Source organism: Peribacillus sp. FSL R5-0717 (genome assembly GCF_038002945.1).
Classification (GTDB): domain Bacteria; phylum Bacillota; class Bacilli; order Bacillales; family DSM-1321; genus Peribacillus; species Peribacillus frigoritolerans.
This window is the reverse complement of the sequence record NZ_JBBOOF010000001.1, coordinates 2,331,339-2,356,124: the sequence shown is the minus strand read 5'-3', so window position 1 is coordinate 2,356,124 and position 24,786 is coordinate 2,331,339. Positions and strand designations below refer to the sequence as shown.

The following is a 24,786-nucleotide window of genomic DNA, read 5'->3' as shown; positions in this document are numbered from 1 at the left end:
GCCCTCAATCATCTCATAATCGTGAAATCTGGTTATTGAAGAGCGACCAAGTCCTTGATTTCCTCTGTGGAAAGTTCAGTGATCCAGTTGTCACTGCTGATGATTTCGTCGTTCAAGGCTTGCTTTTTATCAAGCATCTGGTCGATTTTTTCTTCCAGGGTCCCTGTGCAGATTAGCTTATGAACGTGAACGAAACGCTGTTGACCAATTCGGTAAGCACGGTCGGTGGCTTGATTTTCAACAGCTGGGTTCCACCAGCGATCATAGTGAATCACGTGGTTTGCTTCTGTAAGATTAAGACCCGTGCCGCCTGCTTTCAATGAGAGTATAAAAATAGGGAATTCCCCATCTTGGAATCGGGTGATCATTTCATCACGCTGCTTCTTGTTCGCACTCCCGTTCAGGAATGGCACTTCAAAGCCATATCGTTTTTCCAGCAATTCTTTAATCATATTGCCCATCCCGATATATTGTGTGAAAATGAGACAGCTTTCATCCTGTTCGCGGACCGCATCGATAAGCTCGGTCAGCTTCTCGAGTTTGCCTGATCGGTTAGGTGCCTTCATGATGTTTTCCTTTTCCGTCTCTTTTAAGTAAAGAGCTGGATGGTTGCATAGTTGCTTTAGCTTATTCAGCATCTGGAGGATGATGCCTTTTCTCTCAAAGGCAGACAGTTGTTCGATATCAGTGAATGTATCTTTAATCAGTTGTTCATACAACGATGCTTGCTCGGTGGTAAGCGGTACGAATTCCTTTTGTTCTTGCTTATCCGGAAGATTAAGAGCCACTTCCTTATCGCGTTTTGTACGGCGAAGCAAAAATGGCTGTATCAAACGCTGCAATTCCTTGATTTTATCCTTTTGTTCATCACGCTCAATGGTCGCCACATATTTTTCCTGAAACTGACCTAGCGTTCCGAGATAACCTTTGTTGATGAAGTCGAAAATCGCCCATAGCTCACTTAAACGGTTTTCCATCGGCGTACCCGATAAGGCGATATGATGTCTGCCATTTAGCTTTCGGACCGCCTTGGATTGCTTCGTTTGGGCATTCTTGATGTTTTGTGCTTCATCAAGGATAACGCTGCTCCAGTGGATTGAGGTCAGTTCAGCCACATCTTGGTGGGTCAGTCCATATGATGTTAAGACAATATCATGTTCGGCTGCCAGTTTAGTAAATGCTTCACCTTTAGCACGATTCGATCCATAGTGAAGGTGAACTTTAAGTGAAGGTGCGAATTTTTCCAATTCCTTTTGCCAGTTGCCAAGGACCGATGTCGGGCAGACGATGAGCGCCGATTGAACAGAGACGGATTCAGGGGCAGTGGCAATGACCTCAGCCTCATCACTGCTCTCTGTGCCGCGATCCTCTTCGACGATGATCGGTTCACTCTTTTGTTCGTCCCTGTGCGCAGCGGGCAGCTCTTCACCAGCTCCTCCTTTGCCTTTCACATGAAGCAGGTAGGCAATCATCTGGACTGTTTTTCCAAGTCCCATATCGTCGGCTAGACAAGCACCAAAACCATGCTCCCTTAAAAAAAGGAGCCAGCTCATGCCCAGTTTTTGATAGGGGCGTAAATCTCCTTGAAGTGCATGAGGGACGGGCAGGACGGATATGTTCTTGGTTTCCCTGAGCCTTCCCACCATTTTACGGAGCTCCTGGTTCAATTCAAATTGAATCCGAAGCATTTCATCGTTTTCAGAATCATCATCGCCATCTTCATTTACGCCATTCAACAGTTCCTGCTGCAGCAAGTCAGTCAGTTGGATGCCTTTTTCATTGGCTGTTTCCATCAGCTCCTGAATTTGTTTAATGAAAGCTGGGTCAAGCTTGACCCATTGGCCGCGGATGAAGACAAGCCGCCTTTTTTCATTGACGAGCTCCTCGAACTCCGCCTCAGTGAGCTCTTTGCCATTTAATGAGAATCGCCAATCAAAGTCCATCAAAGCTTTTAACCCTACATAAGACGGGCCGCGATTCGATTGGCTCTTTACTTTCGCCTTGACCTTCAATGAGGATTCCTTCAAGGCAAGCCACCACGATGGAAGGAGAATTTCGACGCCAAGAAACAGGAGCTTTTCGCTTGCATCGGTCAAGAACTCCCATGCGTCCGTTTCCGAAATCTCCCTTTTCAGACGGCCATTTTCCCCAAGCCATGGCACGACGAGTTGCCAGCGTTTCGTGGCACGAACCACATCACTTGCATACTTGTTCCAGCCCCGCGGCAGTTTTTTTCCTGTATATGTTTCAATGATATTCTCATCCCTTTTGGAACGAAGGGTAACATCGAGTATCCAAGGCCCATTACCCTCAGGAGGCTCAGTTAAACGGAGACCTATGGTGAATGGTTTTGGGTCGGGCAGGGTACCGAGCCATTCCTGCCAGCTGTCTTTGTCAAAAAAGGCCTGTAATTCTTCGGGGGAAAGTCGTGTATCCTTTAACGCCCCGACGGCTTCACTCCATTTATGCTGCATGGGTGAATAGTTTTTTAAATACATGTTAGCGGCACCGTTATACCACTTTTCGATAAAAGTACGGTTGGTTTCCGGTTCAGGTGAAGGAAGATCCAAAGATATTTCTTCTTCCCAAAAGGACGGGACGAATTCCTCTTCCACTTCTTCTGGCAGTTTCCAGCCGATGGAGTCCAATTGAAGATTAGTGAAATCCGGTACGGGGATTCCAGCTTCTATGGATTCATGAAGAACGGGCGCTGCTGACAGGCAAAGGGAGGATATTTCGGACCATTCCCATTCTATGAAGGAGTTAAAGCTTTCCCTCGCAAAAAAGTTGAGAAGTCCCCAAGCGTCAAGAATGAATACTTGATTTCCATCCACTATATCCGTAGTCATTTTAGTTCCATAAAAGCTTGCGTCATCCCAGTTGAATAACAGCCTGCGTATATGATTCGTGGTGAGGAAGGTATTCTCTTCATTGACGACACCAAGGGCGTAAGTTCCGTTTTCGAGAGCGGCTATTTTGATTTTTAATTTCCCTGGACTAAACATCGATAAGCTTACCCCTTTTTAATTCTTCTTGGAAAGCGCGAAGCCGTTTGGTCGAATCTGCTACATAAAGTATATACCGTTCGAATACGTCTTCCTTTTTGCTCTTTTTATAGATGGTGCGCATCCTTTTCAAATAACGGACAGCTTGCTTATAAGCAGGCCTGTTTTTCAAAGAAACTTTTTCCTGGACCGCATGATAATAAAGGGGAAGGATTAGTTCCGGTTCTTTTGAGACCACTTCTTTGATGGATTCACTGCTGATTAAGTCAATGCTGATTTCCGAGTAAATATGCATCTCCACCCATTTTTTGTATTGTCCTTGTTCAAAAAGGAAATTTGCATAGTTCCAATAGCTGTGCGGAAGGGTGGCCCTGTAAAATTTCTCAAGCAAATCAGACCGTTTTAATTTATAACAGCAACTGTTAATTAAAGTCGTAAAGGTCCGGACGAAATCTACCCGTTTATAATAATCGGATAGGCCGGCAAGGAATTCCTGGACATTATTATTGATGAATTCAATGAAAGGGATGGTCCGTGCCCGGTTTTCAGATTCAGCCAGGAGATTCAGCCAATAAAAAATGTATGGACAGGCATCCTTCTTCAATTCATGAAGAAGCTCAATCGCTTGTTTATCATGGTTTTCCAAAAGGGATAGGTGAATGGCTGCGAGGGTATAGGACGTCCTCTCAGTGGTGCCCATATACTTCTCGGGAAGTTCTTTATTGATTCGTTCCAGTTCCTCTTTACGCCATGAGGAGTTGGTGAATAAGTAGCTCCATATCTCCCGGTAGAGGTCGATCTTTTCATATTCGAGGCCTTCCCCTCCATCCAGCAGTTTAGCTACATCTTCCTTGATGCTGAAAACGAAGGGGTCAAAGGCGAAGGGCCGCGCTTGCCTGCTTAGCGGCTGTACCGTTTCATGCAGCTCTTCTGCCAGGTCGACGGCAAGTGCATAAAAGACCCTGATCGTTTGCGTCTCACTTTTATGCAGCTGAATCATTCTCAGTGTCTGCTGCATTGTGCAAAATTGCGTAACGAAATGATAAAGTAACTTCCATTCCCTTTCCATTGGAGCTTTTGAGCTAAGGCGTTTAAAGTAAGTTTGTATATGATTTTCAATCATGTAAGTAGCCTCGCCTATATGGGGCTCGACATGTTCCGCAAAGGCATCATTCACGAATTGCTTCCATGATGGATAGCTTTTATCTAAGGTGATGGATCTCCCCGCCGCCTGTTTAAGTAATTCACTTGCCGGTTTCACCTGCTGCAGTGCTTGGGAGGCTGATGCGTTTTTAGGTGCTTTCCAATCGCCCAGCCATTCGGAAACACTAGCGTGTTCGGAATATGCAGAAAAGAAAACGGCCATTTGATGCCGGCAAATGAACCTTGAATCACATGTACAGCTTCCATCCTGTGGGGAGAGCAGATTCAGCCTGGCCTTAAATCGTGTCTCTTCCTGTACCTCAGCCGCAATCGTATCCACCGCTTCTTCTTTAATATCAACGAGCCCCTGACGGTATAACTGGAGCCCTTGATTCACCACATCCGAATCTTCCGGATCCCCGGCCTCCAAAAATTCCGCCAGCCGCTCCCCAACTAACAACAACTCCCGCTCCATACTCTCCTCCTTCAGGGACCAGCCCTAGTTATATATTTTTGTATGATCATGAACCATCAGTTCTTAACTTTTCGTAATTCCCATCCCGGCTTTGTGTATATATGATCAAATGCCGGAACCGTTCTTTACGTTCTATTCAATTTAATCACTGCTTCTTGCCGTTATATTAATAAATACCCTGTAAAAGTCAATATCGTCAAAAATCCGCTTGAATATAAGCAGTTCGGATATAAACAGGAATATCCGGCATTCACGATGAACATGCCTGGAATCCTTCATCCTCATTAGCTTCACAAAACTAAGTGATGAGGGGCCGGAACCCTTTTTTAATGTGCTTTTTTTGAAGCATCTCTTTATTATACTTCATTTTGGCTTGGAATTTAAAATGTAGAATAGAGGTTTTGAAAATGATGAGTGTAAGATTATGCATATTCTTGGTTAATGGGAAGAGCCATTCCAGCGGGAATGGCTCTAAAATATAAAATTAGTTAACTTTCATTTCATTCTTCCAACTGTCCAACTTTTTGTTGATGAAAGTAACAAAGGTATGATTTTTTTGTAAATTGAATAGAAAAGCTGACTTTTCCAAGTACTCTTTTGCCTCTTCAAAGTTACCTACGAGTTCAAAATTATACCCTAAATGGTAATGTAAATCCGCTAAAGCATATAATTGGTCATGTTCGAGGCACCACTTTATGGCATCTTGGCAGCAGGCAATGGACTCTTCGTATCGGACCAGGCGTGTTAACACTCTGCCGAAATTATAGGATAGACGTGTCTTAAGCGTTTTATCCGTCAAAAAGGGCAGGGCTTTCAAGTGATCTAAAGCTTTCCGTAACAAGGCGAATGCATTTTCGTACTGTTCTTCGGCAACATACATTACACCAAGGCTGCTTAAGATTTCAAGCTCCCGTTCCGAATAAATTTTGTCTGTCGTATGAGTAATGGCTATGGCCTGATTAATGAAATCGATGGCTTTATCTAAATCTTTATTTTTTTCATATTCGTATATTCCCTTGTGCCAAAGAATCAATTGATGATTCTTTTTATTCTGAAGAAAGAGGGGACTGTTTTCCTCAGCCTTTACAATTTGCTGCATTTCCTCATAATTTCGGGTTCTTCTGGCTATTTTTAATTGATAAATCACTTCTTCCACGTAATCCAGCCTAGGGGTCATTCCAATATCGAAAAAATAGTTTACATCAACGCCTAAACGTTGGGAAATTAAATAGAGAGTGGATGCATATGGATAGACATCGCCCTTTTCAATCTTACTGATCTGTGCTTGTGTACAAATACCGGTTGCCAACTCTTCCTGGGAAAGCCCGATTTGTTTACGTAGTTCTTTGATCTTTTGTCCAACTGCAAAAAAATCCATTTTGATTCTCCTTAAAATATGCCTAGAGTTATATTTTGTTATGAAAAATCGGTGAAAGCGGTATGTACAGGTCCTGAACGGTTTAAATAGATTCTTTAGTCGAAATATATGTTTTTAAGAAGTGTGGTTAAATATAACTATAGAATTTATTTCTATTTTAACCAATATTTTTTTAAAAGAAAAGGAGGAATGACCTATGAAAAAAAGTACTAAAGCATTAGTCGTATCTTTTCTTATCATCGCTGCTTTTGTTATTGTCCCAAGCGAATTACCAGGCCTTTACGCAGAACTTCCAGGTTTATATAAATAAGTAAATGAAGCTTACTATTACTGATTCAAGCATCTTCAATTGAAGATGTTTTTTTATTATGATTTTTGATTGATTATTCTTTTGCGCATATTCCTGTAGTTATAATTATCTATGAATGGGGAGTGTAAGGTCCATTTGGTAGGCGTGGAAGAAACGTGAGGGTAGTTTGTAACGCCTATTTCCTTTTAGTGATTTTGTTATAGTGTAAATAACAAAACGGAGAGAGGTGTAAGGTTAATGATTGATATTAATATGAAAGTTCAACCCTCTTTTTACGATGATGAATGTGCCATTGTGTTTTCTTTTTATTTTGATAAGGCAACAAGGAATATTGGTGAAGCTGTGGTGTACACATGCCAAAAATCAGATGAAAAAGAATACAGCCAAGATCATATAGATACAGATGTACAAGAAAAAATCGCCTATATTAAAGAGTTTTCCATTGCGGATGAATATCAGGCAACCTCAATGAAGAAAATTAAACATTTTTTGAATGTAATCGGTATCAAAAAATGTGTGAAGTACAACCTTCAGGGAAATGAAATCGCATTTTAAACGATAAAAACTCATGACATCCCATATGTCATGAGTTTTTATCATTTAAATGAGTGTTTTGAGCATTCATTTTCTTTTTGATGAAATCGCTCATTTGTTTCCTTTCACTTGGTTTAGCGTTATTTGTTCTTTCAAAAAATTTAAAGTGTTGTTTATTTCTATCGGATTTCATGATGTCTCTCCTTTGTATTTTTTATTTACCCACTTTTTTAAAATTAAAACGTATTTCCTCATAAAGGGACAAGAATAATGAGCCAATAGATCATAAATTATTCCTATAGTTATATTTTCATCTGTCAATCCCTGCATATAAGGATTAATTAGATGATAATAAGTGATAAAGCCTAAATATGGAAGAATTTCGAGTTTTATCATACTTTAAAAAAATGCTAAAATGGTCCGAATATCGGATTTTTCATTAGAAACATCAGTTTCTAGTACCCTAAAGTGAAGAGGGTTGAAGAACTCTTTTCGATGGCCCCCGAGCACTTGCTTGGGGGATCTTTTTGTTTTTTGGATAATTTGTCCACTTTATTTCTATATTATGTTTCGTTTTGTTTGTATATACATGGGTAAATATAAGAAACAAGATGAATTAAACCTGTGTTTATAGCAGTTTAATCGGAGGAATATATTTTATGGATGTGAAAGTGAAGAATGATCCCACGAAGCGAACTTTCCAGCAGTTCATTTTTCCATTTACGCTTGAAGGAAAAATGATTGAAAAGTTTGTGGGAAAATTGCTTGAGGACAATTTCGTTTTTTTGAACTTGAAAGATATGGAACAACAAAATCAATTTTACGGCGGCCATAAAGTTTCGCACCGTAAATTGGAAAAGTATTTCATGCCATACATCGAGCCGATTTTATTTCCGGGTCATGCAAAACAGAAGGAAGGCTTGCGGCGTTTCACGAAAAAAATGGATATTGATTGTACCTTCGAATCACCCTATCTAAATACCCCATTTATTATTAACTCTATAGATATTTTCATATGCCCATTTCATATTGGCATGATGAATCTACGTGTTACTTTACCTGAAGGGCTTTCACATAATGATGTGCTCTATTTTGGCGATACATTTAGAATCCTCGAACCGATTGCTGATGATGAAGAAAAAACGAAAGTTGGCTGCCGGGAAAATCAGTATGAACAAGTGAAGGATTTCATCTTCAATGAACTGTTGCCGCCTATTGAGGAATATATAGATGAAGAACAAGCGGATCCGACCTATTTTGGGAGTTTGCCCTTTTTCATCGATGAAAGAATGTATGTGATCAGTTATACGGCATTCCCCGAGAATCGTGATATTTCTAAAAATGATTTATTCCGGATCAGTGAGCTGAACGGGTATGACAATGATGGTGAGCCATATATAGGCGCATTAAACCCTGATTATATAGAAAAGTATTATCAAGAAAGGGTATATGACAGGTGGGGCAAGGAAACCTATTATGTAACTAGCATGTATCATTTCGCGTGTGTCACGAAAGCGACAGGTAAACTGGAACAAGAACTGGCAAGCGAAATGTACGGCCAGCATTTTTATACATTGTTGCTTTTCTTCTATTATAAGATCGTACTGCTTAAATTGGCTCATGAACATTCCCAGATTGATGTGGAAAAAGATCAATCGGATACAGAACAGCTGATTTTCATGATCACTCAGTTTTCTGCAAAGTACTTATTCACTGAAGTGAACAGTACGGCAATCGGTAAAGAGCTTTTCAAAAAAACGGATGAAACCTTCAGGATTTCCCCTCTCTACAGAGAAGTGAAGGAAACACTTTCCTACCTTTATCAAAATCAGGATAAACTGTCTGGGAAAAGCAGTAATTATCTTTTGCAAATACTAACGATTTATACGGTGGTCTCCGGTATATTCGGAATGAATTTATACATTGAAGATTGGAAAGGGAAATTACCATGGAAAGCGTATATGGATTACACCTTATACGAATGGGTAGCTGTCATTGTAACGACAAGCGGACTCATCATTTCAGCCATCCTGGGCTTTTTCTTCCTGAAAAAATGGCTGCAAGAGAAAAAAAGCCGAAAAAAAAGAATGCTTTAAAGTCCTGTACACGATGTACGGGACTTTTGTTTTAGAAAAAACATGGTTAAATTAGAAAAATGAAGAAATTCGGCATACGAAATCCCCCATTCCCCTAATATTTTGCTAAACTATAGGTATATCACTCTAACTATTCATTAGGAGGAAATCATGAAGAAACTAGCTTTAGTTTCCAGCTTATTGTTGATGAGCGTATTGTTCCTGGCCGGTTGCTCGGATGAGCCAAGTCCGGAAGAGCGCTTTACGGCATACACGAAGCTTTGGAATAAACAAGATTTTACGAAGATGTACGAGTATCTGTCACCTGAGACAAGGAAAGAAATCAGTGCGGATGAATTTGAGAAGCGTTATGAAAAAATCTATACGGGCATTGAAGCTGACCAATTAAAGGTGGATTATAAACAGCCAAAAGATGAAAAAGATCATAAAGATGGAGAAAAGGTAAGCCTTGCATATACCGTTGATATGTCCACTATGGCGGGCGCAGTCAGCTCTGACCATAAAGCGACACTTGTCAAGGAAGGGGAAGGCGAGGAAGAAAATTGGTACATCGAGTGGGATGAGAGCTACATATTCCCTCAATTGGAAGCTGGTGAGAAGGTATCAGTTGAATCGTATCCAGCCATTCGCGGGGAAATTGTCGATCGAAATGAACGCGGCCTCGCCATGAATGGAACGGTGGCAGAAGTGGGAATCGTGCCAGAGAAAATGGCCAACGAATCCGAAACAGTTAAAAAGGTCGCTGGAATCCTCAACATGTCCACTGACGAAGTGAATCAGAAATTAAAACAAACATGGGTAAAGCCAAGCTATTTCGTGCCCATCAAGAAATTGTCAAATGATAATAGCGCAACTTTGGAAAAGCTATTGAGCATTCCCGGGGTATCTGTCAATAATACGGAAGAGCGCATATATCCGTATAAAGAGGCCACTGCCCACCTAATCGGATATGTCGGTGAGGCATCGGCCGAGGACCTGGAGAAATTGAAAGGAAAAGGATATACCGCAAGTGATGTTATTGGCAAGCGGGGTCTTGAGGAAGTGTTGGAAGCGCGGCTTAAAGGCAAATCTGGCGGTAAAATCTTCATTAAAACGGAAGATGGCGAAGAAAAGGTGATTGCTGAAAAGCCTGCTGAAGAGGGAGAAACAATTACATTGACCATCGACGCTGAGCTTCAAAAGGATATCTTCAAGCAATATAAGAACGAAACTGGATCGGCATCGGCAATTGATCCGAAGACAGGCGAAACGCTTGCACTTGTTTCAAGTCCGTCATTCGATCCTAATAAATATATTTTCGGAATAACGAAAGCAGAACAAAAAGCGCTTGAAGAGGACCCGAAAAAACCACTTCTGAACCGCTTCAGTTCGACGTTTGCACCTGGTTCAACCATTAAGGCCCTCACTGCGGCGATCGCCTTGGAAAATGGTGTGGATCCGAAAGAGTCGATCAATATCCAAGGGAAAACGTGGGCCAAATCGACATGGAAAGATCATTCCATTACAAGGGTTTCGGACCCTGGAGTTCCAATCGATATGGAAAAGGCATTAATTTATTCAGACAACATTTACTTTGCCCAAAAAGCTCTCGGGCTTGGAAAGGAAAAATTCACGAATGGACTCAAAGCTTTCGGATTTGATGAGTCTTTGAATTATGATTATCCGATCAAAGCATCGAGCATTGGCAAGATCGACAGTGAGGGAAGATTGGCAGATGCCGGATATGGTCAAGCGCAAGTTCAAATGAGCACGCTCCACCTCGCCATGACCTATTCAGCCTTCTTGAATGAAGGAAACATTCCTGCACCTTTCTTAATAACTGGAGATAAAATAGAAAAGAAAATATGGAAAGAAAATGCGATATCAGCAGACCAAGCGAATCAGGTCACCAAGATGTTGACACAAGTAGTGGAGCATCCTAAGGGAAGCGGACATGGAATAGCTGATCTTGGCATCAAAATCGCTGCCAAAACGGGAACTGCTGAAATCAAGGCATCCAAAAACGCGGACGGAACAGAAAACGGCTGGTTTGTTGCCATGGACACAGAAGACCCGGAACTTCTCATGGCATGGATGATGGAAGATGTAAAAGGACGAGGCGGCAGCCATGTCGTTGTCGACCAAATGAAACCGGTGTTGAAGAAGTATTTAAAGTAAAGAAAAAAGTCACCCATCAGAACTGGGCAAGCATTTAACATTAAAAAGCAGGACATTGGCTTCTTCCATGTCCTGCTTAATTTTAGTTGTGGATTCTAATTTGTGGCGGCAATGAAGCTGGATTTGAAGGAGAATGGGTCGTGCATACAGAATGTAAAAAAGGAGTTCAATAACTTGCTAGTATACTGGGACGTCCTGAAACCATGATGTTTACAGAGTGACATCATCCAGGCCGTTATGTTACCACATGCCGATGGATTGAATGGGATTAATTCAAAAATCCTTGAAAGATGAATTGAATGGGAATGAGGATGAAAAGGAATGAAAAGATTAAAGTATTTGTTTATCGCTTTCTTTATCACTTTTTTTGCATTTCCTTTTCATGAAGCGACGGCAGCAGAAGAAAATTCAACGATGGAAGTGAAACTGAAGAATTATTTGGGCAATAGAACCAGTGCCGAAATAACGGCAACCGGGGACTACCGTACATCAAGGGGAGAGATATTCATAAAGGCGGGGGGAAATCTGACTTTAAAAGTGGAGTCGGCTAAACTTGCCGTATACAAAGGATCTAAGAAAAAGGGATCTTATGCTTCTTTTAAGGTAATACCAGTTAAACCTGATTCTTCATTATCCATAAACGGCCGTCCGTATCAAGGCTCATTTTCATTTACAGCGGAGGACGGTTACATCCGTCCGATCAATACTGTTTATATGGAAGATTACCTAAAGGGCGTCGTCCCGCTGGAGATGCCTGCACTATGGCACTCCGAAGCCTTAAAAGCACAGGCGATTGCCGCCCGGACCTATGCACTTCGCCATCAATCCACAATAATTGATGATACGGTTTCTTACCAAGTATATGGCGGGGCTGCTGGTCACCATCGAACTAATTCAGCCATTGAGCAGACGAAGGGCATGATAATCAAGCATGATGGCGAAATAATCGAAGCGTTCTTTTCCTCAAGCAATGGAGGAATGACCGAATCGAATTCAAATGTTTGGTCAAGTGGCAATCCCCTTGCATATTTATCTATAAAAGAAGATTTCTATGATCCGAAAACCAGTTGGGAGATAACGCTGGACAAGCAGCAAATCGACCTTTCAAAAATGGACTTAGCTAAACCGGAAGAATGGTGGACAAGTGTAGAGGAAAAAGATAAAACGGTTGTGCCGAAGCTTAAGGCTTGGCTGAAGAATAATGGATATGCGCAGAAAGATATTAAAATAACGGAGATTCCCTTGTTAACATTTTCGGATGAGAAAACGGGAGGACGTGTAACGAAAGGCTCCATCCAATTGAATTTCTATGTAAGGGACCTCGTTGATGACCGGGGAAAGCTTTTGCCGCAAACGGTTAGGCTTACTAATGTAGAAGCTTCCAAAATCAGGGGCATGGTGGGGCGAGAGGTGATGAAAAGCTATCTGGTTGACCATTCATCCTCCGATCACTCCAAAATTTCTATTAAAGGGTCAGGATATGGGCATGGTGTCGGGCTAAGTCAGTTTGGGGCGAAAAACAGAGCGGAAGCAGGACAATCTTATCTAGATATTTTGGGATTTTATTATCCTGACACAACTATAGAAAGGGAATATGGACCAGGCGCTGGATCTAAAACGGATCTTGTCGCTAAGGCAGAACCGAATTCAGTAAGCATGAAAGCGAAAACGGATCATGTCAATGATGAGGTTGGAATCACATACTCCCTAAAAGAAGATACTGTGGTAACACTTACGATTAAAGATGGTAAAGGGAAATCTATAGCTACCCCAGTCCGTGACCAAACAATGAAAAAGGGTACCCATTCAGCAATCTGGAACACAAAAGCGGTGAGTAACGGTACATACGAAGCAGAAATATCAGCAATGGACCGCAACGGGAATGAAGGTTTGGCAACAATGCCGATCATGATCAGTAAAGATACGGCGGCACCGAAAATCACCGAAGTCAAAACATCGGGTGACTATAGTACCGAGAAAGCGAACATAACATATATAATTAATGAAAACGCTAATGTAACAGTGGAAATTAAGAACAGTAAAGGTAAGGTTGTCGGTATCCTTTTTGAAAGGCCGTTCAATAAAGGCAGGCAATCCGCAACATGGGATTTCAAAAATATGTCCGGCGGCATATTTACGGTGACAATCTCAGCTAAGGATAAGAGTGACAATCAGAAAACCATTTCAACGAAAATCTCGATCAGGAAGACGACGGGAATAGTGACAGCAAGCGAATTATATATTAAAGAAAATAGAAATGCATCTTCTGAAACGGTTGGGAATCTATACAGGGACCAATCTGTAACGATCCTGGCTCAACAAGATGAGTGGTACAAAGTGAAAAAGGGAAGCCAAATTGGGTATGTATTAAAAAAACATATAAAAAAATGAATGAGCAGGACGCCAATCATGGCGTCTTTTTTGGCATCATGACTCTTCATCAAATTCACGAGTATACGCACCAAATTCACGAGTAAAAGGCGGAAACTCACGAGTAAATGCACCAAACTCACGAGTAAATGCTGCAAAATCTCGAGTAAAGCACGGATTCACGAGTATACGCACCAAATTCACGAGTAACAGGCGGAAACTCACGAGTAAATGCATTAAACTCGTGAGTAATGCCAGCAAACTTCGCCATAACTTGAGTTAACGGACCTTAATCAAAATGAAAATGAGAATCTTAAAAGAGGAATGAATGCATTCATTCCTCTTTTGTTTTATGCTGACCGGGTGTGAACGGAACGCCAGCGGCTTTTGTGATGATTTTTGAAATATCGGTATTTTCAATGACTCCATCAAAGGCTTCACTGCCTGGACCCGAGGCGAAAACGGGAATCATGTTGGCTGTGTGTCCTCCTGTGGAACTGGCTGCCCGTATGCTTCGATCAGCTACGCCCGCCTTATGGTGCCTGGCGATGGTGCTACCGATTTCCCAATCGATTTGATGCTTTGGATAGACAAGCGTTTTATTCTTTCTTACGTTATCAATGAATTGATCGACTTCCTGATCCGTAAGAGATATATGTGCATACTTCTTGAATGTGGAAACGACACTTTCTGGATTGATTTCATTATTTTTATCGAATGTAAGCTGTTTGGACATATATTCGGATGAAACCCTGATTTTCTTCAATGCCGTGATATCCATTGTTTCAGAAGCAGAGGTCCCCATTGTTTCGTGGTCTGCAAGTACAACGATCAACGTATCATTTCGACTTTTTGCCCAATCTACAACCTCTTTCACGGTTTGGTCAAATTCAATCGTTTCTTTCCATATTCCAGTGATGTCGGCTGCATGCTCCATATGGTCAATACGCGCACCTTCGGCCATCAGAAAGAATCCCTTATCACCCCGGGATAAAATATCCAACGCTTTGGATGTCATTTCGGGGAGGGATGGCTCTTGGGAATGTAAAACTTCTTTATCCAGTTTGAAATTCATATAGGTAGGGTGAAATAATCCTAAAAGTTTTGCCGGATTATTAATGGAACTAAGTTCTTCTTTAGTCGTCGTAATCCCATAGCCAGCTTGTTTAAATTTGGCGATTAAATTCTCGCCATTCTGCTTATCCGCATCGAAATAGCTGGCACCACCGCCAAGAATGACATCGATCCGGTTATCAAAGAGCTGCCTCGCGATATTTGCGCCACCTGTCCAGCGGTTAGGCACACTTGCACCAAAGGCAGCGGGTGTGGCATCGACTACCATATTGGTTGAGATGATCCCGACTTTTTTGCCATTGTTCTGAAAGGCATCCAATACACTATCCACCTCGGAACCATTGGCATCGACACCGATTGATTCATTGTTGGTTTTTATACCAGTGGCAATCGCCGACCCTCCTGCTGCCGAGTCAGTGACGTAATTATTGGCGGAATAGGTGCGCATCAGGGCGACATGCTCCATTTTTTCCAAATGTAGTACACCTGTCTTTCCATATTCCAATTGCCGGGCAATTTCTATTGCCCCTAGCCCCATGCCGTCGCCAATCAGCAATATGACATTCTTGGGGGTGTTTCTTGTTTCTGCTTGAATAGGGGAGCTCATACTAATATTGAAAATTATAAGAACGAATAATCCAAAGCGATGCGGCTGTACGAGTTTATATCTGGATGTCTTATTCATCTGAAATCCTCCATTGGGTGAAAGTCTTCCTATTATTTGTTTAAAACGATAAAAAAACCCCTCCCTGATATTCAGAATGGAGCTAATCTTTTTAGCATGGTTAGCTGCATCAAGTCGGTTTTTGTATAATTTGTCTTTCAAAAAAATAAAGAATTTCTATATAATTACAATATGAAGGCGGAAATTTATAAACAGTAAATACATAACTGATATAATTTCACTAAAGGTCATTTGAATTAATAGGAGAGAAAACCCTATGCTATCCAGTATGAAAAGGTTCTTCAAAGAAGGTTCTAAAGATTTGAAGAGAATTTATAAGTTGGTAGAAGAAGTGAATCGGCTAGAGGGTAAATATGAAAAATATTCAGATCTTGAATTAAATGAAATGAAGGATAGATTTAAAAGCATTTTGGATGCTGGTGATAATATTTTGGATATACAAGCCGAAGCTTTTGCGGTCGTGAGGGAGGCTTCCAAGCGAGTATTGAATCTTAGGCACCATGATGTTCAGCTTGCAGGCGGTTTTGTCCTTAGTGAAGGGGGCATTGCCCAAATGAATACGGGCGAGGGAAAGACGCTTGTCTCTACATTGCCTAGCTATTTACATGCACTGTTCGGTAATGGTGTGCATATTATTACGGCCAATGAATATTTGGCCAAACGTGATAAAGAGTTAATGGGACAAATTCTTGAATTTCTAGGATTGACGGTCGGTTTGAACATTTCCCAAATGGGACCTTCCGCGAAACGTGAAGCATATGCGGCAGATATCACGTATGGGACGGCAACAGAGTTCGGTTTTGATTATTTGCGTGATAATCTGGTTTATCGAAGGGAAGACAAGGTTCAAAGAGGACACCGATTTGCCATTGTCGATGAGGTTGACAGCATCTTGATAGATGAAGCGAGGACACCATTAATCATTGCGGGCAGGGCAAACGACGGAACCGAGCTTCACCAGATCACGGCGCAAATCATGAAGACATTTATAGAAAAGGAGGATTATGAGATTTCCATCGAGTCAAGGTCCGCCTTCTTCACGGATCAAGGTGCTTCCAAGATTGAAGAGGCCTTTGGCATCGACAATCTGTATGGAATGGAGCATCAAGAGTTATTACATAATGTTACACAGGCGCTGAAAGCGCGGGCAATCATGAAATTGGATGTGGACTACATTATCATCGATGGAAAGATTGCAATCATCGATAAATTCACAGGCAGGGTGATGGAAGGGCGAACCTTCAGTGACGGGCTGCATCAAGCCATTGAAGCAAAAGAGGGATTGGAGATTTCCGAAGAGAATGAAACACAGGCTATGGTTTCCGTCCAAAATTATTTTCGATTATATCATTCAATGTCTGGGATGACAGGGAGTGCCATACCATCAAAGTCTGAATTCCAGGAAATATATCAGCTCCCCGTCATTGAAATTCCAACTAATGAGCCTATTATTCGAGTGGATGAGGTTGATTTGCTTTATAAAGATGAAACAAGCAAAATCAACAAAATCGTCACGGAAGTAAAACGGATCCATGATGAAGGCAGACCTATCCTGATCGGGACGACCTCCATTGAGCAATCTGAAAAAATTTCGGTTCAACTGGATAATCGGAAAATTAAACATCAAATCCTTAATGCGAAGACGGAAGAGGATGAAGCGGAGATCATTGCGAATGCCGGGCAAAAAAAACAGGTGATGCTGGCTACGAACATGGCTGGGAGAGGAACGGATATATTACTTGGGAATGATGTCAAGGAATTGGGCGGCCTTCATATTATCGGGACGGAGCGACACGAAAGCCGTCGGATCGATATGCAGTTAAGAGGACGTTCCGGGCGGCAGGGTGATCCTGGTTCAACACAATTCATCATTTCTTTGGAAGATGATTTGTTTCATTACTATGATGAAGAAGAAATGGGACGTTATATCAAGAAAATCAAAACGGATGAAAATGGGTTGGTGCTGGGTCCTGCACCCGATAAATTCGTTAAAATGGTTCAGGAAACGGTAGAGCAGATGCATCAATCAAGCCGATATCACTTATTGAAGTTGGAACATGCATTAAATGAGCAGAGTAAAATCATCTATGCAATGAGAGATCGGATTCTTGATATGGAGCCTGAACGGATGTCGGCCATTTTACTAGACTACATCGTAAAATACATTACTCGGCTCACAGTGAAATATGACCGTGAACATATAGCGGAGCCTGACTCCTTTACCTTAAATGAAGAGCTATCCCTTGTTTTGCTGTCGTTAGGTTGGCAGGAAAGTGATTTGAAGGATATAGAAGGCCAAATTGAAGGAAGGGTGTTGGAGGCTTTAGGTGAATGGGAATCGAGACTGGTGATCTTTCAAGACGATGCAGAATGGGGAAACCAGTTGCGCGCTTTCATGCTGCAGCAAATCGATACAAATTGGATGAACCATTTAGATGAAATGAACAGTTTGAAGGAAGGCATTGGTTTAAGCGAATATGGTCAGCAGGACCCATATGCGTTGTTTGAAAAAGCAGCTCTCAGTCAATTCAACCTTCTATTAAGTAAAATTGAGGCGGAGATAAGCATCCGTTTTATGGAATATATGAAAAGCAATCAGCAAGATGCAGCTTCTTTCGAGGGGGAGGAACGATGAGTTTATTTGGAAAAAGGGATAATGCAGCTTCAGATGTACCTAAGTTAGCAAATCATGATGACACCCTTCATACTGTCCTGATGTTTCACAAGAGGTGGGATATTTCCAAGCAAGAGGAATATGTATATAAATTCCACCATCAAAGGCTGCCTGCATTAAAACCGAACCAAATTTCTATATCCGACATCAAGCTGACTAGGGTGGAAGATGATGTCATCATAGAGGCTTTTCTGCGAAGTTCAATAGAGAAAGCTGTCAGTTTTGATATCGTGGATTTACTGTTAGTTGATGGAGATGGAAAATTCCTCGCGAAAAAGACATTCGATCTCACAGAGCTTGGTGAGCTTCCAGCACTTTCATGCATGCCATGGCGTTTCTTGTTCGAGGAAGGGGATATGTTGGCGGAATCGATTCCTGATGAAGGTTGGAAGATTGCTTTTGAATGGAAGAGAAAGTAGAAAAACAACCGCAAGAGTCTAGCGGCAATCGGCAGCTTTTTTACAGGAGCACCAAAGCAAAGCCCTCATCCTTTTAGTGATGAAGGTTTTTTGTTTATTAGGGAGGTAAGTAGCACCAAATATTTATGCCATTTTCTGTGTGCAATTTCTCATAAATGGTAACGCTAAGTAATATTTATAAGTAATCTTCCGCAATCTAGCCTAACCAAGGCTTGGAAATAATGAAGAGGAAAGTGGCAGGAGCATGAAGAATAACTGTAATCAACGCTTGAAGGAGAGGCTATTTGAGTTATTGTCATTCTCAATCGTGGCCATACTTTTCATTTATACGAATGATAGGATGGGTAACGATCTTTCAATTGGAATAATTACGATAATCATCGGCGCTACCGGTTTTGTTGTTTACCTGAAGGAATGGATATCAAATGGAATCGTAAAGGGCATCATTTTTTCAGTTTTCCTTCTTTCGATCATGGTCTTTTTCCTTGGGGACATCTGGTTTTATCGTTATTATTCGACACCTATAACGTCCTATATGTGGATGCAAAAAAGCAATCTGAATGGGCTAGGTGAAAGTATATTCAGTATGATGGAAATCAAGGATGCAATCTTTCTTCTGGCAGGCATTCCAATTGCTGAATCTTTTGTGAAGAAAAAATACCCCCTCAAGCATATGGCACTTGTGCCGGCCGTAATATTCCTGATGATAGCAGGATTAAAACCGGTCAAGAATATCTTTATCGACAAAGTCGATATAACCCGGCGTTATGAGGCAAATACCTTCTTAAGAACCTGGGGCCCTATCGGTCATCACGCATTGGATGCGTATGCCTATTTTACTGACTCGGGAAGGGATGAAATGTCTTCGGAAGAAAAGAAGGCCGTTTCTGATTACTTCAATAAAAAGAAAAAAAAGGAAAATGCCCATTCAGGATCCTTGGAAGGGAAGAATCTCATTATCATCCAGGTGGAATCTTTACAGGCGTTTCCGCTCTTTCAAACCAGTGCCGGGCAGGAGGTCACGCCATTCATGAATGAACTGGCGAAAGGGGGATTGTATTTCCCGCATGTATATCCGCAGACGGTATTTGGAAATTCATCTGATGGAGAGCTTATTGTGAATACCGGACTATTTCCTTTAAAGCAAGGTGCGACCTTTTTTCGGTTCCCTTATAATGATTTTCCTAGTCTTGCCAAGGAATTAAAGAAGTCGGATTATCAAAGTTTTGCTTTCCACGGAGATGAAGAAGACTTTTGGAATAGGCAGCATGCATATCCCTCGCTAGGTTTTGATGACTATCTTTCCATAGAGGATATGAAGCAGGACGAGATGATTTCGATGGGCTTGGGAGACCGCAGTTTCTTTAATCAAAGCTATGATTTCTTAAAAGATAAACAAAACCCCTATTACGCTTTTTTCGTTACTTTGACCAGCCATGTACCTTTTTCACTGCCGAAGGAACAGATAACAATGAAGCCTGAAGTTGGAAAAGAAAATAGTTACCTGACTAAATATTTCGAAGCCATTCATTATACAGATTCAGCTATCGGGGATTTCGTGAAGAAGTTGAAGGATGACGGGAAGTTGAAAGACAGCGTAATTGTCATTTACGGAGATCATGATGGGCTATTCTTAAAAGATAAACACGAGGTTGAAGCGTATTATGGTAGTAAAATTAACAATGAAGAGTGGATTGAAAAATATATGCCCATTCCCGTGATCATTTATCAGGAGGAAATGGAAGGGACAACGATTGATAAGGTGGCGGGCCAAATCGATATTCTGCCCACTCTATATGATTTGTTCAATATAAAGAGTTCTTCATACTTTGGAGAGAGCATGCTGGATGGCGAAGAGGGTGATGCCTTGATATTAAAAGGGGATTATGGTTCTCAAATGAAAATAAATGGGGAAGGCAAGGTCGAAGGATTTTCATCAGAAGATCAAAATGAGATTGATCTGAGTGATCAGGTGATACGCTCCGATTACTTTAAAAAAATTGAGAAAGAGGTAAAAAAAGAGGATGACTGATAAAAGTCATCCTCCTTCCATTATAATCCCAAATGTGTTTTAACGCGATTTTGGGCTTCAAGCTTTGTATCTTCTGGAACGATGTTGTACCAAACGCCATCTACCCGTTGATTGTCACCTTCAAGTGTATATTGTTTAATATTTTTGAGGGATGATTTGTAGTTATTTTGAATGCTCAACATTTCATTGAAACTTAAATTGGTTTCCACGTTTTTACCTAAAGCTTCGAATATATCGTCATAATTGGTAAGTGTTGATAGGCTTGCCCCTTTTTTCATGACAGCTTGGATAACTTGGCGTTGCCGCATTTGCCGTCCATAATCCCCGCGGGGATCTTCTTTACGGATTCGGGAATAAATCAAGGCCTCTTTACCATTTAAGTCGATTGTACCTTTGTTGAAGGTATATCCTTTATAGGCAAGGTCCATATCATTATCGACCGTGACACCACCAACGGCATTCACGATATCCTGAAAGCCTTCCATATTCATTTTGACGTAATAGTCAATCGGAATATCCAAATAGGATTCCACTGTATTTATCGACATGGCGACTCCGCCATATGCATAGGCATGGTTCATTTTATCATTTATACCTTTACCGACGATCTCTGTACGGGTATCTCTCGGTAAACTCAATAACTCAATCGATTCCTTTTTAGGATTAACGGTCATGACAATCATCGTATCTGATCGACCTGAGTCATTTTTTCTTTCATCCACACCAAGAATTAGTAATGAAAATGGATCTTGGCTTTTGAACTTAATGTCCTCTACACGTTTATCCGTTTTATGGGCTGTGCCCTGCATAGTGCTGATCGCACCGGCTAATGATTGATATACTGAAGCGCCATAAACACCTGCGCCAATGATAAGGATAAGAAGGGTGAAGCCGATTATTTTAAACGTTTTGCGTTTCTTTTTCTTTTTTTTATGTTCGGATCTCATTTAATATTCCTCCCTTAACCATCCCACAAAATGGAAGGTGTGAAAAAGTACCTAGTCGGTATTTTTAACTATACCTTTTTTTTGTCAAAAATAGAATAGTTTCTTTTTGTAGTTAGAGTGCATATTTACCTTTTTTCATTCAAAAAAACGAAGGATTCTGAATTCCTTCGTTTACACAGCGTTCATTTTTTCCAAAAATTATAGAAGTTATGAATCTTTTTATAAATTGGCCAGACTTTAAGAGAAAGTCTGGCAAGTAAATCTTATAAACTTCTATAACCGATGATTTTACTTTTGAAATAAGAGTTTGAAGTAGTACTGATCGTTACTCCCTTACTTGATGAGGCATGAATGAATTCCCCGCCGCCCAAGTAAATTCCCATATGGCTTATGACTGATTTATTGGAACCCGTTGCAAAGAAGATAAGATCGCCGCTTTTCGGTGAAGTAACTTTTTTGCCCATATCATAATAGGTGGATGATGAAAGCCTTGGAACATCATACCCAGCCTTCTTGAACGTATAGTAGATGAATCCGCTGCAATCGAATCCTGATGGGGAGGAACCCGCCCACGAATAAGGTGTGCCAATCAATTTCTTTGCTTCGGAAACGAGCTTGGACACTTTGTTTCCTGAACTTGGGGCATCCACTTTTCCACCATCGTTTTTATCTGCAGGGGCAGTGCTTGCCGATTTACTTAATTTCAGTTTTTGACCCACTCTGATTAAATCGGACTTTAACGAGTTGATTGATTTAAGCTGGGCTACAGTCAAGTTTGTTTTTCTGGAAATCTTGGAAAGAGTATCACCTTTTACCACGATGTATGTAGACGAATTGGCTGGGGTCTGTGTACCACTGGATGGTTTGGAGCTGCCGGGTAAATCAATGGTAGTGGTGGTGGTTGATTTGGATACGATAAGTTTGGCGCCTGCATAAATTCTATCGGATTTTAAGTTATTCATTTTCATCAATTCAGCAAGTGTAAGGTTATGCTTGTTTGCTATCCTGGTTAAGGTATCACCTGAAACAATGGTATATGTGGTTTTCTTTGTTGTTTTCACGGAAACTGAAGAAGCATTTGATGTTGTTTTGGAGTTGGGTGTAATTAATTTTTGATTGATTCTCAAGAAGTCTGATTTTAAGTTATTAAGCTGTTTTAAGTCTTTTACCGTCGTATTATGCTTCTGGGCGATTTTACTTAGGTTATCACCGCTTTTGACTGTATATGTACCGGCAAGGGCAGGAGAAACAAAAGTCGAAGATAAAATGGCTAATGTCGAAAATGCGACAACACTTTTTTTCACGGTTTTCCACCTCGAATATGTCTTTTTCCCTATTCTAACAAAATGAATGGGTTTAAACATATTACATTTTTGTTACGAGGGGAAAATAGTAGTATTTTACTGGTTTATATTGGTGGCGTTTGAGTATTGTAATCTACAATATTTTCTATATTATGAGTCTTTTTTCATATTTCGGAGTGTGGCGTTTCCCTTTGTCACTTTCTGTAAAAATGCACCTTTTTTTAGGACGTGAATGCCCGCTCTGTGGTTATGGGAAAAAAGAAAACCCACTGCGTTTTACGAAGTGGGTGGTTTTATTTATAAAGGAAATCAACTAAGTCCCTGCTTGAATTTCCTGTGGAGTATTCATTCCATTTTTGGTTAAAGGAAGCGATCTTCATTAATGAATGATCGGCGGTACGGATTTTCCTCAAGAGCTCTTCTGTGGTGGATACCACGGGTCCGGGCATGGAAGAAGAGTAATCCTCCCAGAATCCCCGTTCCTGCACATACTTTTCTAAGTCATATGCAAAGAATATCATGGGTCTTCCCAAAAAAGAGAATTCAAATGGAATTGATGAGTAATCGGTTATTAAAAGATCCGTACTGATCAGCAGTTGATTAACGTGAAAGTCACTATTGACAGGGTAAATGAATCCCGGGAATTTATCTTGTAAATCATGCTCTGCTTTTACAGCTGGATGCAGCTTTAGTAATAACGCATAATTTTCGCCCTTAAGTTCCTTGTAGAGCAATTCCAAATCAAGAGCAATCTCTCCGTTGTTCAAGCCGTCATTACGAAATGTAGGGGCATATAACATGATTTTCTTATGCTCAAGTTCTGGATACTTGGCCAGCAAAGCATTACGGGCAGTCCTTTTTGATTCATCATTAAAAAAGAAATCGGTCCGAGGGATCCCGGTCCTTAGGATATGGGATGCCGGCAGTTGGAAACTTTCTTGATAAATCTCGGCCATTCTCTCTGAACCTGCCGTAACATAATCGAATTTACCATATACCTCAAAAAATCTTTTCCTTGCACCGGCTGAACGGTTTTTAATGGAAGGGTCTTTTGCTCCGAATTGCTTTACGGCACCGGCCGCATGCCACACTTGCACGCATGTCACTTGCTTTTTGAATGAAATGGCTGAAAGAAAGCCAAAATAATTATCGATGATAATCCATTTTGATGTAGCCAGATGATAAATCGATCGGATCATGGCACTGATATTTTTTGATTCAAACGGAAGGACGATGGTTTCCCCATCGTCCTTAACTTGTATAGAACTGCTTGATTTCATTAAAAATACCTTTTGAACGGAAATGTCCTGCTTGTCCATTTCATCTGCGATATATTGGCAATTGTCCCCGAATGATGTGACAAAGGTCGTTTTGTCATATAAAGGGAAAAGTTTAAAGATAGAGAATAAAACTTTGAAACAAAAAAGATAAATCCCTATCGCGAATTCTTTAGCCATTAGTAACTTGTAGAAGGTCATCTTTAATTTGGGAAGTCGAAATACCGATTGTCCTTGGAAGGTAGACCACTTCACAAACTTCGGATAATTCATCGAATTGGCCTTTCCAGTCATCACCCATTACAAAGATATCCACACCTTCGCGAACGATGTCTTCCTTCTTTTGTTCCCAATTGTCTTCAGGTATGACTTCATCCACATAACGAATTGATTCTAGGATCATTTTTCTGTTTTCAAAGCTGTGATAAGCTTTTTTATCTTTTAAAGCATTGAATTCATCCGTAGAAATGGCAACGATCAGATAATCCCCTAAATCTTTAGCACGTTTTAATAGATTGATATGACCCCAATGAAGCAAATCAAAGGTTCCGTAAGTGATTACTTTTTTCATTTTTATTCCTCCTTTAAGACTCTTGAACTGTTATTCAATAAAATTAATATATATTTGGTCTATTAGAATATGAAATGGAACAATAAAACAGGCAACCAGCTCTTTAATTCTGCTTGTTGTTTTCCTATATTTTTTAGGCAATGACATTCTCTAACTAATTATAACTTAATAGCTTTACAAATAAACCACAATTTTTTTACAAATAAACCACAATTTTTTACATTGATGATTCTTGTAAATATTATTTTTTAAGTTAAAATTAAATGTTGACTAATTTGTATGACTCTGAAGGGCATAATAAAGTGTCCATAATTAATGTAAGGATTTATACTTAA

The 24,786-nt window shown here is 40.7% G+C and carries 16 protein-coding genes; 7 read left to right on the top strand and 9 right to left on the bottom strand.

The genetic code is table 11. The features are described from left to right. Positions 1-32 precede the first annotated feature (32 nt). From NYE65_RS11460 to NYE65_RS11450, 3 genes are all read right to left on the bottom strand, one after another. Positions 33-3,005, bottom strand: coding sequence for a DEAD/DEAH box helicase (locus tag NYE65_RS11460; RefSeq protein WP_340860966.1), 2,973 nt, complete (start codon positions 3,003-3,005; stop codon positions 33-35). Next, on the bottom strand, positions 2,998-4,623 hold the full coding sequence (locus NYE65_RS11455; protein ID WP_340860965.1) for a hypothetical protein: 1,626 nt from the start codon (positions 4,621-4,623) through the stop codon (positions 2,998-3,000). Before NYE65_RS11455 ends, NYE65_RS11460 begins: the two co-directional genes overlap by 8 nt. 484 nt (positions 4,624-5,107) lie before the next feature. Next, complete coding sequence (locus NYE65_RS11450) at positions 5,108-6,001, bottom strand: helix-turn-helix domain-containing protein (RefSeq protein WP_057278160.1); 894 nt, start codon at positions 5,999-6,001, stop codon at positions 5,108-5,110. Between the two features lie 547 nt (positions 6,002-6,548). Between NYE65_RS11450 and NYE65_RS11445 the strand changes: the two genes are divergently transcribed. Continuing rightward, complete coding sequence (locus NYE65_RS11445) at positions 6,549-6,866, top strand: hypothetical protein (protein ID WP_264639881.1); 318 nt, start codon at positions 6,549-6,551, stop codon at positions 6,864-6,866. A 28-nt stretch (positions 6,867-6,894) separates the two neighbouring features. On the opposite strand, the gene NYE65_RS11440 is transcribed toward NYE65_RS11445, so the two are convergent. Further along, positions 6,895-7,038: a hypothetical protein gene (locus tag NYE65_RS11440; RefSeq protein ID WP_264639880.1), complete on the bottom strand. Its 144-nt coding sequence runs from the start codon at positions 7,036-7,038 to the stop codon at positions 6,895-6,897. Between the two features lie 466 nt (positions 7,039-7,504). On the opposite strand from NYE65_RS11440, the gene NYE65_RS11435 reads away from it, so the two are divergent. The 3 genes from NYE65_RS11435 (at position 7,505) to NYE65_RS11425 (ending at position 13,489) form a co-directional block, all read left to right on the top strand. Beyond that, positions 7,505-8,941, top strand: coding sequence for a hypothetical protein (locus NYE65_RS11435; protein WP_340860964.1), 1,437 nt, complete (start codon positions 7,505-7,507; stop codon positions 8,939-8,941). 150 nt (positions 8,942-9,091) lie between these two features. Further along, positions 9,092-11,098: a penicillin-binding transpeptidase domain-containing protein gene (locus NYE65_RS11430; protein ID WP_340860963.1), complete on the top strand. Its 2,007-nt coding sequence runs from the start codon at positions 9,092-9,094 to the stop codon at positions 11,096-11,098. 321 nt (positions 11,099-11,419) lie between these two features. Further along, on the top strand, positions 11,420-13,489 hold the full coding sequence (locus NYE65_RS11425) for a SpoIID/LytB domain-containing protein (RefSeq protein ID WP_340860962.1): 2,070 nt from the start codon (positions 11,420-11,422) through the stop codon (positions 13,487-13,489). Positions 13,490-13,802: 313 nt separating this feature from the next. Here the strand turns inward: NYE65_RS11425 and NYE65_RS11420 are convergent, their stop codons facing one another. Continuing rightward, complete coding sequence (locus tag NYE65_RS11420; RefSeq protein ID WP_340860961.1) at positions 13,803-15,227, bottom strand: alkaline phosphatase; 1,425 nt, start codon at positions 15,225-15,227, stop codon at positions 13,803-13,805. A gap of 256 nt (positions 15,228-15,483) precedes the next feature. On the opposite strand from NYE65_RS11420, the gene secA reads away from it, so the two are divergent. From secA to NYE65_RS11405, 3 genes are all read left to right on the top strand, one after another. Then, complete coding sequence (gene secA, locus NYE65_RS11415) at positions 15,484-17,862, top strand: preprotein translocase subunit SecA (protein WP_340860960.1); 2,379 nt, start codon at positions 15,484-15,486, stop codon at positions 17,860-17,862. Next, positions 17,859-18,320: an SLAP domain-containing protein gene (locus tag NYE65_RS11410; protein WP_340860959.1), complete on the top strand. Its 462-nt coding sequence runs from the start codon at positions 17,859-17,861 to the stop codon at positions 18,318-18,320. Before secA ends, NYE65_RS11410 begins: the two co-directional genes overlap by 4 nt. A 244-nt stretch (positions 18,321-18,564) precedes the next feature. Next, complete coding sequence (locus NYE65_RS11405) at positions 18,565-20,352, top strand: LTA synthase family protein (protein WP_340860958.1); 1,788 nt, start codon at positions 18,565-18,567, stop codon at positions 20,350-20,352. Positions 20,353-20,372: 20 nt separating this feature from the next. Here NYE65_RS11405 and NYE65_RS11400 read toward each other — a convergent pair whose 3' ends face one another. From NYE65_RS11400 to tagD, 4 genes are all read right to left on the bottom strand, one after another. Then, positions 20,373-21,299, bottom strand: coding sequence for an LCP family glycopolymer transferase (locus NYE65_RS11400; protein ID WP_340860957.1), 927 nt, complete (start codon positions 21,297-21,299; stop codon positions 20,373-20,375). A gap of 263 nt (positions 21,300-21,562) precedes the next feature. Further along, on the bottom strand, positions 21,563-22,603 hold the full coding sequence (locus NYE65_RS11395; protein ID WP_328175722.1) for a C40 family peptidase: 1,041 nt from the start codon (positions 22,601-22,603) through the stop codon (positions 21,563-21,565). 293 nt (positions 22,604-22,896) lie between these two features. Further along, positions 22,897-24,060: a CDP-glycerol glycerophosphotransferase family protein gene (locus tag NYE65_RS11390; RefSeq protein WP_340860956.1), complete on the bottom strand. Its 1,164-nt coding sequence runs from the start codon at positions 24,058-24,060 to the stop codon at positions 22,897-22,899. Next, positions 24,053-24,451: a glycerol-3-phosphate cytidylyltransferase gene (gene tagD / locus NYE65_RS11385; protein WP_034315711.1), complete on the bottom strand. Its 399-nt coding sequence runs from the start codon at positions 24,449-24,451 to the stop codon at positions 24,053-24,055. Before tagD ends, NYE65_RS11390 begins: the two co-directional genes overlap by 8 nt. Between the last annotated feature and the right edge of the window lie 335 nt (positions 24,452-24,786).

Coding starts and splice junctions, on each gene's coding strand:
- NYE65_RS11460 (WP_340860966.1), bottom strand. CDS start 3,005: ATGTTTAGTCCAGGGAAATTAAAAATCAAAATAGCCGCTCTCGAAAAC.
- NYE65_RS11455 (WP_340860965.1), bottom strand. CDS start 4,623: ATGGAGCGGGAGTTGTTGTTAGTTGGGGAGCGGCTGGCGGAATTTTTG.
- NYE65_RS11450 (WP_057278160.1), bottom strand. CDS start 6,001: ATGGATTTTTTTGCAGTTGGACAAAAGATCAAAGAACTACGTAAACAA.
- NYE65_RS11445 (WP_264639881.1), top strand. CDS start 6,549: ATGATTGATATTAATATGAAAGTTCAACCCTCTTTTTACGATGATGAA.
- NYE65_RS11440 (WP_264639880.1), bottom strand. CDS start 7,038: ATGAAATCCGATAGAAATAAACAACACTTTAAATTTTTTGAAAGAACA.
- NYE65_RS11435 (WP_340860964.1), top strand. CDS start 7,505: ATGGATGTGAAAGTGAAGAATGATCCCACGAAGCGAACTTTCCAGCAG.
- NYE65_RS11430 (WP_340860963.1), top strand. CDS start 9,092: ATGAAGAAACTAGCTTTAGTTTCCAGCTTATTGTTGATGAGCGTATTG.
- NYE65_RS11425 (WP_340860962.1), top strand. CDS start 11,420: ATGAAAAGATTAAAGTATTTGTTTATCGCTTTCTTTATCACTTTTTTT.
- NYE65_RS11420 (WP_340860961.1), bottom strand. CDS start 15,227: ATGAATAAGACATCCAGATATAAACTCGTACAGCCGCATCGCTTTGGA.
- secA (WP_340860960.1), top strand. CDS start 15,484: ATGCTATCCAGTATGAAAAGGTTCTTCAAAGAAGGTTCTAAAGATTTG.
- NYE65_RS11410 (WP_340860959.1), top strand. CDS start 17,859: ATGAGTTTATTTGGAAAAAGGGATAATGCAGCTTCAGATGTACCTAAG.
- NYE65_RS11405 (WP_340860958.1), top strand. CDS start 18,565: ATGAAGAATAACTGTAATCAACGCTTGAAGGAGAGGCTATTTGAGTTA.
- NYE65_RS11400 (WP_340860957.1), bottom strand. CDS start 21,299: ATGAGATCCGAACATAAAAAAAAGAAAAAGAAACGCAAAACGTTTAAA.
- NYE65_RS11390 (WP_340860956.1), bottom strand. CDS start 24,060: ATGGCTAAAGAATTCGCGATAGGGATTTATCTTTTTTGTTTCAAAGTT.
- tagD (WP_034315711.1), bottom strand. CDS start 24,451: ATGAAAAAAGTAATCACTTACGGAACCTTTGATTTGCTTCATTGGGGT.